The following is a 14,118-nucleotide window of genomic DNA, read 5'->3' on the forward strand; positions in this document are numbered from 1 at the left end:
GATAGTGCGGGTTCCCGTGTGAAAGTAGGTCATCGTCAGGCTCTTACAGCCCCAAAAAGCCCAGCCCCACAAGGCTGGGCTTTTTGCTTTTTGCGCGATTGCGTTGGCTCAAAGAGTAAATCGCGGTCGCCTATCTGGACTGGGCGCTCGGGCGAGTTTTGCTCGCAAGCGGGCCATAACGCACAGAATTTCGAACTGGTGCTCCACGCCCATTCATGGAGCGCCTTGGAGGTGAACTCCGTGCCGTTGTCCACCGTAATCGCCTTGGGCCACCCACGCTCGATGGCAGCCTGGTCGAGGGCCTTCCCAACGCATCGCCCCGTGAGCCGGAAGTTGGCCTCTAGAGACACACTCTCGCGGCTCCACTGATCGATCACCGTGAGCACACGGAATGCCCGGTCATCGAGCATCTGGTCGTGTACGAAGTCCATGCTCCAGTGCTGGTTCGGCCCAGTGGCCGGCGCTGGTCGGCCGCGCTGGTGGGCGAGCGTCGCAAGGTGCAGGATCGGGAGATCCGCTGTTTGCGAGTGCTGTGCGAGCCGCGGCAAGGCTATCCGGATGAATCCGTGATGGTCGGGCCGGTGCTGTACGACGTGAGAATCGGTGACGTGATGCTCAGCGCGGACGGGCTCGAGCTGATCGGCTTTGAGGTGGTGGACGGTGCGATCCACCTGCAGGAGTGGGATGTGTTCTTGCTCTGAGACGTCGGACCGAGGGCGACGTACTCGACGCCGCCGCGGTGGGGCGCACGGATCGTGGCTCCGCGAGGCAGCGGACCGGCCTGACATGCATTGGCAATGACGCAGGCATCGACGATTTCTGGTCTGGGCCTCCTATTCAGCGTCGCCTAAGGATCGGCGCGGAGACTGCGCGGGACGGTCCATGGGCCCCGCTCGCGACCGAATGATGTCGAGCGAGCCCGCGGAGCAACTTCCAGAAGGGAATTCTTGATGTCAAAGTCACTTGCCACCGCACTCGCGCTGACGTTCGCGCTGGCCGCCCCGACACTTGCGTTCGCAGATGCCGAATCGAGCGCTGCCCACAGCCAGGGCGCCGGCGATCCTTCCATCCACCAGATCTACGAAGCCGCAAGCGCGGGCAGGCTGTCCGACGCTGACGCGATGATCGCGAAGGTGCTCCAGGATCACCCATCCAGCGCCAAGGCGCACTTCGTTCATGCCGAACTGCTGGCCAAGGAAGGAAAGCGGTCCGCTGCCGTGAGCGAGCTCGACAGGGCCCGGGAATTGGCGCCCGACCTCTCGTTCGCGAAGCCCGAAGCGGTTGCGGGCCTGATGCGTTCGTTGGAGGAGCCTGCCGTGCAGAGGCCTTCGAGCCGGGCGTTCGATTACAGCCAAGCGGCGCCCGCTTCGACGGCACCGAGCATCCTCCCGAAGGTGCTGCTTCTCTTGGTGTTCATGGGCGCGGGCGCCTTCCTGTTGCGCCATCTGATGCGTCGCAACATGTCGGCGGCCCCGGCCTGGAACAGTGGCGGCCCCATTGCACCGTCCTACGGTGGTGGGTATGCAGGCGGATACGGCAATGCGCAACCGATGCCGCCGCAACCCGCGCCGGCCGGCGGCATGGGCATCGGCGGCGCCTTGGCGACGGGCGCCGCGATGGGCCTCGGTGCGATGGCCGTGGAAGAAGCGGTGCGCCACTTTTCTCATCGCGACGAGATCAGCGACGGCTTCCGGAGCGCCGGTCGGGATGACAGCGATGACCGCCGCGGCCATTCACCCGCGTTTGCCAACGACCTGGGACCCGACCTGGACCCGAATATGGGCGGCAACGACTTTGGGATCTCGGACTCGTCTTCCTGGGACAGCGGCGGCAGCGATTCGAGCGGTGGGGACGACTGGTAAGGAGGCTCGACCACCGTCAGCCAAAGCGGAGCATAGGACGCGTGAGCATCGATGCCAACGTCGAACGATCCTGCCGGACAACGACCTGGGCTCCGCGTGGGTAAACCCACGAATGCTGAAAGTCGCGTCAAGACTGAACTCGGACCTTCGGCTTGATCGCCCGGAAGGCGGTTCAGGGCCCGAAGTCGCCATTCAACTCGGCGGATAGCAGCCGTTTCCGAAGGGTGACAGGAAGAGACCTTGTAGCCGATGTCTCCTAGCGAGATAGCGCCTCGAAGATTCTGTGGGCAATCTCCACGCGCTCCTCGTTCGGGTAATTTTTGTTGGCCAGCACGACGATGCCAAAGCGCTTGGCGGGCACGAAAGCGACGTAAGCACCAAAACCGTTGGTTGAGCCGGTTTTGTTCACCCAGACATTAGGCCTCGGGGCCGCAGGCGGAACCTGGGGAACGACGGGGGTGGGGTTGTAAATCAACGCGCTGGAGTTGCCTTTTTGCAGGGCTTGCAAATCGACGGGCAGAGCGTACTCCTCCCAAATCAGGTCTTGCGTCATATCGCCGACCTTGAAGTAGCCTTTGCGGGTGTTGTCCAGGGCAGTCTGCAGCGGGCTGCCAAGTTGGAGCATGCCCATATTCGCCTTCAGAAACCGGGTGAGGTCTCGGGCGGTGGTCTTTACACCGTATGCCTCATTTGAAAGCATGCCCGGATTCACTCGCACGGGCGCTTTGTCTTTCGTGTAGCCAAACGCGTAGCTGCTCATCTTCTCGGGAGGGACGCTGAGGTAGGTGCTCTTCATGCCAAGGGGCTGGAAGATTTCATGGCTCATGGCGGCGCTGAAATCCTGGCTCATGCTCTTCGCCGTAATCATGCCCAGGGCGCCGATGCTCGGGTTGGCATAGGTGCGCACCGCGCCATTCTTGTATGGCGGCTTCCAAGCCCGAAAGTAGCTCAGTAGTTGCGCCTCGTTCCGGACTTCGTCCGGTACTTGCAAGGGCAGTCCGCCGCTGGTGTGCGTACCGAGATGGTAGAGCTGCAGCCGTCCGAAGTCCGTGTCTGCGAGTTCGGGCAGGTAGCTCGCCACCGTGTCGGAAAGCTGCAGCTGTCCACGAGTCTCTGCGTAGGTGGCCAGGGTGGCGGTAAAGGTTTTGCTGACAGAGCCAATCTCGAAAATCGTGGCATCGGTGACACGGTGCTGACCTTTAGTGGATGCCATTCCGTAGTTAAAAACGTAGGTTTGGCCTTGGAAAACCAGTCCGACAGCCATGCCTGGAATTTGATTCTTCTCCATCACGGGCTGAACGGCTGAGGACGTTACTCGCAGCGCTTCAGCGTGGGAAATATCTGAGGCGTGGCATAAAGATATGAGGCAAAGCACCAACGAAGAAAAGGCCCCAGTCAACAATCTTTTTTTCAATATTTTCAAGCATTTAAAACGAGAGAAAAAGTTCCTCTCTTGAGCAGATTTTACCCGTCGGTCTGTCCGACCCGCGAGCCCTCAACTCGGAGGCCGTCTTCCCTGAGGTCGGCTTCAATAGACCTCGGGAGTGCCTAAGAAATCGGATTGACGCCGCGATTCTGAGATGAACGCGAATGTCTGGTAGTGGCCGCGCGCCGTCAGGGCAACTCGTGCGCATATGGGCGCCGTACATGCTGGCGGGCCCGAAGGTCACTGGCCCCAAGGGCTCGGTAGTTCGCCCGCCACTGTGACAGGCTCATGTTGCCGTTGGGGCCTCCTCGAACAACAGCGGCATCCTCCTCATCTTGCCCATCGTCTTCCCAGAAACAGACAGGGCATATCTCGAAGCCTCCCCGCTCCGAAAAGGTAAGGTGGTGGCAGCAGGGACAGGGCTGACCAGATTTGGTCTCCGAACTGACGTGGTTAGCCATTCTCTGCATCTGATTGGAGCGTCTCGGTGAACATCTGCTTGCGGCCGACTCAAGCCGATCGCTCGGTTGATGCGCGCGTTTCCTCGACCAGGCGAATCCTGAGGCCTCCAGTGGCGCGAAGCGACAACACAACCTCCTCAAGATTGTCGCCTTCTTGGCCTTGCCGTTTAGAAGATCGTAAACACGTTCTAAGGAGCAGGTACCAGTTTCACCACAACGTGATTCGCGCCATCCATCACGTAGACATTTCCGTTGGCGCCGACGGCAACAGCACTAGAGGCTCCGAAACTTCCCAATTGGGAAATGGTGCCATCCGGAGCGATTTTCTTCACGGTATTGGTTATGTCCGCCACAAAAACATTGCCGCTCGCATCGACTGCGACGCCCATAGCGTTGATAAGCCCAAATGTCGTGATGGTGCCATTCGGAGCGATTCTTATCACATTGAAGCTATTTGTTGCATACACGTTGCCGTTACTATCCACTGCCGTTCCCCAAGGGTGCCCAAATCCACTGCCTATTTGTGTCCCTGTGGCACTGCCGGATGGGAATTTCATGACGGTGCCCATATTGTTATCCGTCACAAAAACATTGCCCCCGCTATCGACTGCAATGCCGGTAAGGGCAACCGGTGTGGTGATGATTTGGGTCCCTGTGGCACTTCCAGAAGGAAATTTCACCACGTTACTGTCATCCGCCACATAGATATTGCCGCTGGCATCCACTGCGGTTGCGTGCGGATCAGTCAACCCACTGATGACTTGCGTCCCAGTGGTGCTGCCGGGAGGAAATCTCACCACGGCCTTGGCAGAGTTATCGACCACCAAGACATTGCCATTGCTATCCACCGCAATTGGGCTTGTTGGTGTGTAGCTGAAGCTGGTAGTGGCTGTGACGTTCGTGATCGCGGAACAAGTCACGCTCACCGTGACATTGGCCGATACGGTGCCACTGCCATTGGTCAAGGCACACGACGTCCAGTACGGGTCTTGGGTTGTGACGGCATAGGTATCTCCTGCTGCCGCTTGCGTCGGGAAACTGAATGAGCCATCCCCAGTCAACGTGACGCTATCGCCGCCATTCTTGAGAATCAGGCTCAGGCCGTGCAACCCGGTGACCGTGCCGCCGACAGAGTAGGTCGCATCGGGCGTCGGTGTGCTCGGCGTAGGCGTGCTTTGCGTGCTCTGGGTGCTCGTCGTGCTTGGCGTCCATGTACCGCCACCTCCCCCGCAACCGGACAGCAGCATGGCGGAAAGGATCGCGAGCGATGTCAAACGTCGAAAGTGCTTCATTTCTATCAAGTCTTCGGGTATTGCCCGGTGTTGTCAGGTCGCACCCCTCCGAGAACGACGACCGGCGCTTCGTGTCCGCGAACATCTCTGGAGCGTTGGCGACATACGCCATACGCCCGGTGTATCGGCACAAAGCGCTGAAACTTTAGGGGCGACAGGACGGCTCGGTCCATAGACGGCCGAGGCCGAGCGCAAGAGGTCGACGGGGTGTTATTGGCCGGTTGCCGAGATTCAGGCCCGCTTGTCGAACGACGGCCAACGCTGCCATGCCGCACAGGCGCACAGGCGCGCGCTCCCGCGTTCTACGATTGAGGATAGTCAAGGCTCCAACGTGCAGCCGTGGGTGGCCGCGGCCATGACGGAGGGACGGCCAACGCCGTCCGCCAAGGAAGGAGCGCATCATGGAAGCGCACGTCACTTCAATCCATTGCCCGTGGAACAAGGGAAGGCTGGTTGGGCAGAAGGCCCCGTTGAAAGCTAAGGAGATCTGGGCCATTCGAACTCATCTGCAAATGAGCAAGCGTGTGCGCGACCTAGCGCTGTTCAATCTGGGATTCGATAGCAGGCTGCGGGGATGCAACCTGGTAGGACTGCGAGTCCGGGACATCTGCCACGGTGACCGGGTTTCAAGTCGCGCTATGGTCACGCAGAGCAAGACGCAGCGTCCCGTGCGGTTCGAGATCACGCAGACGACTCGTGAAAGCGTCGAAGCCTGGATTCAGCGCAAGCATCTACGCTCCGACGACTTCCTCTTCCCAAGTCGGGTCACGGGGGCGGCACATCTCGGCACACGTCAGTACGCCAGGATCCTCCACGGGTGGGTGGAGGACATCGGATTGGATACTGTGGAGTACGGGACGCACTCCATGCGGCGCTCCAAAGCGTCGCTCATCTACAAGAAGACGAAGAATCTACGGGCGGTCCAGATTCTGCTGGGCCACAGCAAGTTGGAAAGCACCGTCAGATACCTCGGAATTGAGGTAGACGACGCCCTGGAAATTGCAGAGCAGATCGACGTCTGAGGCATTCTGGCGAGCAGGCGGCGTACGAAGCGCCGCTTGCGGGCGCTGACCAACCGCTCGGTCTGACTTGCAGCACACTCGGTTTTAGCTGCAAGCGGGGCAGGGCGGTGGTTGGCTGAGGTGTTGTAGACCTTCACCTGCGATGTCGGGTCTCGGCGACAGACTTGACACGCCTCGGACTTCGTTACATCTGGGTTGTCGTCCGCGTCACCCGGCAGATTGCGCCGCGCGTTGTAAGCGGCAGGTCGGCAACCCCGCAGACCACCAGGTGCCTCAAAATAGAAATGACACAACCCGCAAATCGCATTCACCCTTTGATGGCAGGCGCGGCCATCTCCGTCATCCTTGTGAGCCTGCTAGGCGCTGCCGCTTTGACCGGCGTCCTGCCGAACGTGCATGCCTCCGCGACGCCCGCGGCACCGGTTGCCGCGCAGGCGCCGGTGGTTGCGCCGCCACCCGCATCCGCACAGCAGGTCACGCCCCCGGTTGTGGTGGCTCCGCAAGACCACAGCGAAAACGCCGTGCACAGAACGGTCGTACGTCACTATCCGACCACGCACGCACAACCGCCATCGGTCTCCCCGTCGTACGCCCAGGCATCCACATATCCGCAGCAGCCGCCGACAACGCAGCCCGCATATTCGCAGGTCCCGCCAGCAGCCCCGCAGTCTGCGCCGGCGACGCAATACAGCCCCGTCGGCATCGGCGTCGGCGCAGTGGTCGGAGGGTTGCTGGGGAACCAGGTCGGCAACGGCAATGGCAAGACCCTGGCGACCATCGCCGGGGCCCTGGGTGGTGGCTATCTTGGAAACGAAATTGCCAAGCGAACGCCCTGAGTGGCGCCTTGAGTCTCCGGTGGTACGGCCCTCGGAGGTACGGATAGGTCAGGCAATAGTGCGCAGTCGATTCTTGAAGGTGTCTTAGGTCGCGTGAAGCCTTTTCGTTCGAGCTACGCTCGGTTGGCAGATTCCCGACGACAACCTACCTGGTGCCTGAACCTTCGGCGCCGTTCGTCGCGATGACGCGAGCGATGGCCGAAGCCTCCCCTGCCTCTCAGCCGAATGCAGGCGAACATCAGGGCGTCGTTCCACATCTCACCGTCGCGCATGGAAGTGCCGCAGAAGCCGACGAGGCAGCCAAGACACAATGGCAGCGCAATGCAGTTCTATCGCCCTGATTGAGAACTCATCTGGCCGACGGAGAGAGCTGCACGTGTTCCATCTGCCGCTGAGCGCTTCTGCGACGAAACACGCGCCGGCATGTTGACACCGCACGCGGCCAACAGCGGCCCTCCGGTGCCGAGGGGGCCTTTTTGAGGCCCCGGGGCGACGGCTACAGTCAGGCCAGAGCGAGTGTTCTGTCCAATGGCAAGGGTTTGGCCAAACCGACCTTGCCCGACACCTCTAACTCTGGGCGCAGCCATGAAAGAGCAAGTGTGGAACGAAATCGCATAGGCGCTCGACAGTCGAGCACCGGAGCCGACGCCGCAATGGAAAGTCCGGGCGCAACGCTGCTGGACGGCGACCTCATGGGAATCGTCAAGGCGCGCCAATTGTCGCAGGCGACGATGCGCAACATCCGCCTGAACCTCGCCTTCGGCCACAACATGCTCGGCGTCCCGGTTGCAGCGGGCGCGCTTTGTCCGTTCTTCGAAATCCTGCTCTCGCCGGTCGTGGCCGCAGCCGCAATGGAGGTGTCTTCGGTGAGCGTCATCGCCAACTCCCTGCGATTGCGCGCGAGCAAGCTGGAGGGCTGAATGAAACCTGCACGCAGCCACGACGTCGCGCCGGCCGCTCGTTCGCCCCGTGACGGATATCGGTCCTTGCTCAAGCCGCTGCTGGCGGGGCTTGTGGCGGTCCTACTCGCCTTCGCGTTCGCCAAGCTCGGAGGCGAGGTCGTCGAAGGCGACACCCGCAGCTTCGACTTGTACTTCTTGCATGGCGCGCAAGCTTTGCGGGCAGGCCATCCGTGGGTGGCCAGTGTCATGCGGGACCTGAGCGGTTTGGGCAGCACGACTGTTTTGACGCTCTTCACGGTCATCTGCATCGGCTACCTGATGCTGGTTTCTGACAGGACCGCGGCCTTTCTGGTCGCAGCCGCCGTTATCACGGGCTCGACTTCCGTCAGCATCTTCAAGACGGTATTCGGTCGTTTGCGTCCCGCCCCTGAATTCGCTGAACTTGTGGCTCCAGGCCTGAGTTTTCCAAGTGGTCACGCGAGCAATTCGGCCATCGTGTTCCTGACGCTCGGCGCACTCGTTGCGAGTTCGCGCGGCCCAATGCCAGAGCGCCTCTATATCCTGGCGACCGCGGCACTCATGACGGCGCTCGTCGGCGTGAGCCGCGTCGCCCTCGGTGTTCACTGGGCGACCGATGTCCTGGGAGGCTGGGCTTTTGGTGCTGCGTGGGCATTGGCTTGGCTGCTCGTGGCGCGCCGAGTGAGGGGCCGCTGAGCGCGAGTCTTCAAATCCCCAGCGCGCGAGCTCGATGTAGGTGACGGTCGCCTTTCACCATTTCGGCATCGAAGCGTACCTTGACTGCGTTCCTTGTCGACCCTCTCCACCATCCCCCTGGGCAGCACCATTGGCGAGGGCACGCCGAGCTTCCAACTTCTCTGGGGTGAAAAGTCAGAGCCGCCGGTTGACTGGGCGTGCGCCGCGGTCCCGCCGATGGCCGAAGAGGCCAGCAGAACACCGATGCGCCTCATCTGGAACAGCAGCCGCAGGTCGGGTTCTTGTAGACCTGCACTTGTTACAGGGCGTCAGACAGGTGCACCCCCTGGCATGTGAGGCGTTGATTGAAAGAACGGCATCTCGCCACCTCTTGGAAAGGCAACTGTGAGCCTCAATCGTTCTGCATTCAAATGGGCTGCGACTGCTGCCTTGGTCGCCGGCTCGTTCTTGGCTGCTGCTTCGGCCAACGCCGAGGTAAATTGGTCCATCGGCATCGGCGCGCCGCTGTATTACGAAGCACCGGCACCCGTCTACACGGCACCTCCGCCGGTCTACTACGAACCGCCCCCTCGCGTGTACTACGGTCCACCGCCGCCGGTGTATTACCGCCCCGCACCTGCGTACTACGGACCTCCACCGGTCTACTACGGACCAGAATACAGGGGCGGCTATCGCCATCGGCATCACGAGCATCGGGATTGGGACCGCCGCGACGACTGAGACTGACGCTCCTCATCCCGTCGCCCCGAACACGGATGACGATGGGTCAGCCCATGCCGGTGCGCATGAGTATCGCCGGTAGCAGTCTTTGGCTGACCGAGCGACGACGCCGAAGGTCAGCTACCAGGGACGTCCGCGAACTGGTGCTCGCAGCCAACAGCGGAAGTTCGCCGCAGCCTCGCAGTTGAACTCGCAGCGCAGTGGGCTCTATACAAGGGCCGCCGTGAGGTGTTCGTAGAGAATGGCCGTGCCGATGCCAATGAGCAGGATGCCGCCCATACCTTCAGCCCAGCGACCGACGACGCTTCCGAGCACTCGCCCGACCATGACGCCGATTGCGACCATGGCGAATGTGGTGAATCCAATCGCGGCTGCCACAGGCAGGATGTTCACATTCAAAAAGGCAAGCCCAACGCCGACAGCCATCGCATCGATGCTGGTCGCAAAGCCGGTGACCGCCAGCAGCCAGAAGCTATGACGACGAGGCTTTTCGACTTCGGCCTCCTCAGGCTTCAGCGCTGCAGCCCAAATCATTCGACCACCGAGCACGAAAAGCAAGGTGAAGGCAATCCAGTGGTCCCACGTCTTGACGTAGTCGGCTGCGGCAAAGCCGAGCGCCCAACCGACAACGGGGGTAATTGCTTCGATGACACCGAAGATGGCGCCGGTGCGAAGCGCTTCGGACCAGCGGGGTTTCTGAAGCGCCGTGCCCTTGCCAACGGCCGCGGCAAATGCATCGGTCGACATGGCCAAGGCCAGCAACGCAGTAGAAGCGAAATTCATGAGGGGTTCGTTCAACGGGTCGGGCGAGAGCGCAACGGCACGTCACCGCTACCCGACCGTCGTCGCGGAGACATGCCGATGGTCTCGCCAACCGCGTAAACGGTTGCCAGCGCCACAGCATGCAAGATGCCGAGTATGTTGACGCGGGCGCTTCCAAGAGCGGAAGCCGGCTACTCCCCAAGGGAGCGCTGATTGTAAATGGTCATGCGAATGTCTGGCTTCGCGAGAGATTCGTGTTTGCACTTCCATTGCTCGCCTCCGATGAGCGCCACCACACGGAGCCCGCCGGGGACTTCGACCAGCCGGTGATTTCCGAGTCGGTAGAGCACGCCGTTCATGCGCGGCGCGCTTGAATCCTTGAGGCAGACTACGGGGGGAGATCCGCCCGCTCCGAGACGACATGTCAAAGGCGCACGCCTGAGGCGCCCGTGGGACGCACATTTCAGAATTCGAAACCCTCTAGCCGCTGGAGGGTCACCCAGCGAATGTGAGTAGCCCTTCAGCCGACTCGGCAGGCCCCATGACCGAAACTCGCAACTAGAATCATTGCTATTTGCATTGTGATTGGTGATGCTCGGCTTCTCACAACTGCTCCCTCGAGCTGCCGTATGTGCCGCGCTGCTCCTGCTTGCGACAGTCGCGAGCGCCGCCGAATCTGATGTCCGACGCATCTGGCAAATCCTTGACTACTTGGCCGTGGACTATCGCGGAGCGGTCAAGGACGGTGCTGTGCTCAACGCTTCCGAGTTCGCGGAGATGCGCGAGTTTGCAAAGGCCAGCCAAACGAAGCTTGCTGCTCTAGACCCTCATCCTGAACAGCCTGCCTTGGTCACGGAAGCGGGAGCCCTTGCGGCTGCTATCGATGCACGGGAAGACCCAGCGCGGGTTGCAATGCTCGCCAAGTCCTTGGGCAATCACCTTCTCGCCGTCTATCCGGTCTCATCCTCACCGAGCGCTCCGCCGAACGTGGCTGCCGCAGCCGCTATCTACCAAGCCCAATGTGCGGCGTGTCATGGTGCCACCGGCAATGGAGACGGACCGCTCGGGGTTCGTCTGGAGCCGCGGCCGGTCGCCTTCACCGACCAAGCTCGCGCCCGTGAGCGCAGCGTTTTCGCCCTGTACCAGGTCATCAGCCAAGGCATCGAGGGCACGCCCATGGTGAGCTTTGCCTCCCTTCCCGAGGCGGACCGCTGGGCCCTGGCCTTCTACATTGGGCAGTTCGCTCACAAGCAAGAAGATGTCGCGGCCGGCGAAACGGCCTGGAAGGACAACGCAGCCGTACGGGCACAGCTCACGAACCTGGATGGTTTGGCCCGGACGACTGAGGCCGACCTCGCGAAGGAGGTTGGGCCTGGGCCTGCCGCTGTCGCGATGGCCTATCTTCATGCGCATCCTGAGGCCGTTGTTCAGAAGCGTCCCCTGACCTTCGACATTGCCCGCCAGCGGCTCGCTCAGAGCGAAGAGGCGTACGACAAGAATGATTTCAAGCGCGCAGCGGACCTGGCGCTCTCGGCATACCTGGATGGTGTGGAGCCGCTCGAACCCACGCTCGCCACGCGCGACAAGGCCTTGCTTGGCCGCATTGAAACTGCAATGAGCCAATTTCGCTCGCTTCTTGCGAGCAGGGCATCCTCGCAGGACGTCAAAGCGCAAACGCTGCGGATTGACGCCTTGTTCAAGGAGGCGGACAGCGTCTTGTCGACGGCCGCCGACGACTCCACTGCCGCGTTCTTGGGAAGCTTCACGATTCTTCTACGCGAAGGCCTTGAGGCGCTCCTGGTCGTGGTGGCAATGGTGGCGTTTCTTCGCAAGGCGGAGCGACCCGACATGCTGCAGTACGTGCATGCGGGCTGGGTGGGAGCATTGGCTCTTGGCGCTGTTACCTGGGCCGTCGCGACGTACATCGTCAACGTGAGCGGCGCGAGCCGTGAAGTCACCGAAGGCCTGTCGTCGCTTTTCGCGGCGGCCGTGCTCCTGAGCGTTGGCATGTGGATGCATCAAAAGAGCATGGCAGGCAAATGGCAGCATTACATCCACGAGAAGCTGTCAGCGGCGCTCAATCGCAAGTCGGCTTTCTTCATGTTCAGCCTTTCCTTCATCGCGGTGTACCGGGAAGTTTTCGAGACCATCCTCTTCTATGCGGCGCTTTGGGAGCAAGGTAACCACGCGGCCGTGCTGGGCGGTTTGGCAGCCGGCCTGGTGGTACTCGTTGCAGTGGCGTTCGCGCTCCTGAAATTCAGCGCTCGCCTTCCTATTGGCAAGTTCTTCTCTTGGAGTTCCATGCTGGTCGCTGTGCTGGCGGTCGTGCTGACCGGCAAGGGCGTCGCCGCGCTCCAAGAGGCAGGATGGATTGGTGCACTCGCCATCAACACGCCGCGCATCGATATCCTGGGCATCTTCCCGTCCGCGCAGTCTCTGGGCGCGCAGCTTGGGGTCGCCGCCCTCATCATTCTGGGCTTCGCCATGAACGCTCGGGCCGCCAGAGGAACTTCCTAGCACGTGCTGCCCGGGAGAGGTGCCGACGGCCGCCGCCATATGAGACCTACGGTCGGTGGCCGGGAGGTCCAGACATGGCCCGACATTGACTCTCATCAATTCCCGACGAAGGTTGCGGCGTATCTGTACACGACCCAGACGGCCAGTTGCCCCGCGACAACAAATCTTGGGGTCCACCAAAGGCGTGATCTCAAGTCGGGGTCGATTTGATTTCGGTGCAAAAAGTGACGCATCCACCGGAGAGCGGCTCAACTGGTGGGGTCATGCGCCGGGAAACCCGGATACCAACGGGCGAAGTCATCACGCAGCAGCCAGACGCAGGTCTGGCGGATTCTGGGCAGCCTGGGCTTCAGTGGCTGGCGTCTCACTGTCCGGCGACGCGTGATCGGGGGCGGGCCGGAGGTGCGGCACTTCCTCGGGCGGCCTGCTGTTGTGTCAGTCAGCGCACTGACCGCGCACCAGATCGCCGCGTGGCATCGGATTGCCCGCATCAATCGACGTAGGACCGCGCGTATCGGCCGCCCAGGCTCGTGAGGATCTCGTAGCCGATCGTGTCGCAGCGCGCGGCGACTGCGTCCACACCCTGGCGTTCGCCGATCAGTTCGACCATGCTGCCGGGTACCAGTGCGTGCTCGGGCAAGGCACTGGCGTCGAGCGTGATCGTGTCCATGGAGACCCGCCCGACCAGCGGCAGTTCGGTCCCGCCGAACCATGCCGAGGCTCGGTTGCCCATGCCGCGCAGCCAGCCGTCGGCGTAGCCGACCGACACCGTTGCGATGCGCGCCGGCCGGCCGCATTGCCACGCATGGCCGTAGCCGACCGGGGTGCCGGCCGCGATCTCGCGCGTCTGGATCACACGGCCCTCGAGCCGGACCACCGGGCGCATCGGGTTCGGCGCGCCAGTGACCGGCGCGACGCCGTACAGTGCGGCGCCCGGCCGCACCAGGTCGAAGTGGTGGTCCGGTCCGAGAAAGATGCCCGATGAGTTCGCGAGGGTCGCGGGTGCCATGGGCAGCATCCGTCGCGCTGCGATGAAGCGCTCGCGCTGCGCTGCGTTGGCCGAATGGCCCTGGTTCTCGGCGCAGGCCAGGTGGCTCATGACGTACGCGACGCGTACGCCGAGCAGCGACTGCCGATCGGCCGCGACGGCGCGCAGTTCATGCGCATCGAGGCCGAGTCGCGCCATGCCGCTGTCGACCTGCACGATCGCCGCGAGCGCCCGATCCAGTACGTGCGCCAGCCGGCGCCACGCGTCGATCTGGGGCCGGCTGTTCAGCACCGGCAGCACACCATGGGCAACGAACTCGGCTTCGCTGCCGGGCGTCGGTCCGTGCAGGACGAAGACCGACGCGTCGGCCGGAAGGTGGCGCTTCAGCGCGACGGCCTCCTCCAGGTGGGCCACGAAGAAGTGCCGGCATCCGGCGGCGGCGAGCGCCGGCCCGACGCGGGCTGCGCCGAGCCCGTAGGCGTCGGCCTTGACGACCGCCGCGCAATCGGCGCGGCCGACGCGCGCCTTCAGCAGCCGCCAGTTGCTGACGATCGCCGCGAGGTCGATCGTCAACACCGCGCTGGCGGTATCGGGGCGCCGGCTCACTGGAGCAACC

At 62.3% G+C, this 14,118-nt stretch carries 12 protein-coding genes, 2 pseudogenes and 1 riboswitch; of the genes and pseudogenes, 8 read left to right on the forward strand and 6 right to left on the reverse strand.

Translation table 11 applies throughout. The annotated features are described in order from the left end of the window. Window positions 1–35: 35 nt before the first annotated feature. Window positions 36–431 carry a DDE-type integrase/transposase/recombinase gene (locus BLW05_RS36935; RefSeq protein ID WP_177142885.1) on the reverse strand — a complete coding sequence of 132 codons (396 nt, stop codon included), beginning with the start codon at window positions 429–431 and terminating at the stop codon, window positions 36–38. Here BLW05_RS36935 and BLW05_RS36185 point away from each other — a divergent pair. Both BLW05_RS36185 and BLW05_RS31235 read left to right on the forward strand, forming a co-directional pair. Then, entirely contained in the window at window positions 417–701 is a 285-nt protein-coding gene (locus tag BLW05_RS36185; RefSeq protein WP_177142886.1) for a hypothetical protein, read from the forward strand. The two genes, BLW05_RS36935 and BLW05_RS36185, sit on opposite strands and share 15 nt — an antisense overlap. Before the next feature lie 249 nt (window positions 702–950). Then, a complete protein-coding gene (locus BLW05_RS31235) occupies window positions 951–1,862 on the forward strand; it encodes a hypothetical protein (RefSeq protein ID WP_093168033.1) in 912 nt (303 codons plus the stop codon). Window positions 1,863–2,118: 256 nt separating this feature from the next. Here BLW05_RS31235 and ampC read toward each other — a convergent pair whose 3' ends face one another. The 3 genes from ampC to BLW05_RS35700 all read right to left on the reverse strand — a co-directional run bounded on the left by ampC (window position 2,119) and on the right by BLW05_RS35700 (window position 5,041). Then, complete coding sequence (gene ampC / locus BLW05_RS31240; RefSeq protein ID WP_371126997.1) at window positions 2,119–3,264, reverse strand: class C beta-lactamase; 1,146 nt, start codon at window positions 3,262–3,264, stop codon at window positions 2,119–2,121. 212 nt (window positions 3,265–3,476) lie between these two features. Continuing rightward, a complete protein-coding gene (locus tag BLW05_RS36940; protein ID WP_093168035.1) occupies window positions 3,477–3,758 on the reverse strand; it encodes a CPCC family cysteine-rich protein in 282 nt (93 codons plus the stop codon). A 179-nt stretch (window positions 3,759–3,937) separates the two neighbouring features. Further along, complete coding sequence (locus BLW05_RS35700) at window positions 3,938–5,041, reverse strand: NHL repeat-containing protein (protein ID WP_143044978.1); 1,104 nt, start codon at window positions 5,039–5,041, stop codon at window positions 3,938–3,940. A gap of 401 nt (window positions 5,042–5,442) precedes the next feature. Between BLW05_RS35700 and BLW05_RS31250 the strand changes: the two genes are divergently transcribed. The 5 genes and pseudogenes from BLW05_RS31250 to BLW05_RS31270 all read left to right on the forward strand — a co-directional run bounded on the left by BLW05_RS31250 (window position 5,443) and on the right by BLW05_RS31270 (window position 8,515). Then, window positions 5,443–6,063 (forward strand): tyrosine-type recombinase/integrase, encoded by a 621-nt coding sequence (locus BLW05_RS31250; RefSeq protein WP_093168037.1) that lies wholly within the window; start codon window positions 5,443–5,445, stop codon window positions 6,061–6,063. 284 nt (window positions 6,064–6,347) lie between these two features. Beyond that, window positions 6,348–6,899 (forward strand): glycine zipper 2TM domain-containing protein, encoded by a 552-nt coding sequence (locus BLW05_RS31255; RefSeq protein ID WP_093168039.1) that lies wholly within the window; start codon window positions 6,348–6,350, stop codon window positions 6,897–6,899. Window positions 6,900–7,039: 140 nt separating this feature from the next. Beyond that, window positions 7,040–7,240: pseudogene (locus tag BLW05_RS36945) on the forward strand (2'-5' RNA ligase family protein); the annotation flags it as partial. 294 nt (window positions 7,241–7,534) lie between these two features. After that, a pseudogene (locus BLW05_RS31265) lies at window positions 7,535–7,819 on the forward strand (hypothetical protein); the annotation flags it as partial. Beyond that, on the forward strand, window positions 7,820–8,515 hold the full coding sequence (locus BLW05_RS31270) for a phosphatase PAP2 family protein (RefSeq protein ID WP_093168044.1): 696 nt from the start codon (window positions 7,820–7,822) through the stop codon (window positions 8,513–8,515). It begins immediately after the preceding pseudogene. 927 nt (window positions 8,516–9,442) lie between these two features. Here BLW05_RS31270 and mntP read toward each other — a convergent pair. Beyond that, window positions 9,443–10,018 (reverse strand): manganese efflux pump MntP, encoded by a 576-nt coding sequence (gene mntP / locus BLW05_RS31280; protein ID WP_093168050.1) that lies wholly within the window; start codon window positions 10,016–10,018, stop codon window positions 9,443–9,445. 54 nt (window positions 10,019–10,072) lie between these two features. Next, window positions 10,073–10,202: riboswitch (yybP-ykoY riboswitch) on the reverse strand. 386 nt (window positions 10,203–10,588) lie between these two features. On the opposite strand from mntP, the gene BLW05_RS31285 reads away from it, so the two are divergent. Beyond that, window positions 10,589–12,514, forward strand: coding sequence for a cytochrome c/FTR1 family iron permease (locus tag BLW05_RS31285; protein ID WP_093168052.1), 1,926 nt, complete (start codon window positions 10,589–10,591; stop codon window positions 12,512–12,514). Window positions 12,515–13,004: 490 nt separating this feature from the next. Here BLW05_RS31285 and alr read toward each other — a convergent pair whose 3' ends face one another. Next, window positions 13,005–14,108: an alanine racemase gene (gene alr / locus BLW05_RS31290; RefSeq protein WP_093168053.1), complete on the reverse strand. Its 1,104-nt coding sequence runs from the start codon at window positions 14,106–14,108 to the stop codon at window positions 13,005–13,007. Window positions 14,109–14,118 lie beyond the last annotated feature (10 nt).

The sequence above is a fragment of the Variovorax sp. YR216 genome (assembly GCF_900107745.1).
Lineage (GTDB): Bacteria > Pseudomonadota > Gammaproteobacteria > Burkholderiales > Burkholderiaceae_C > Variovorax.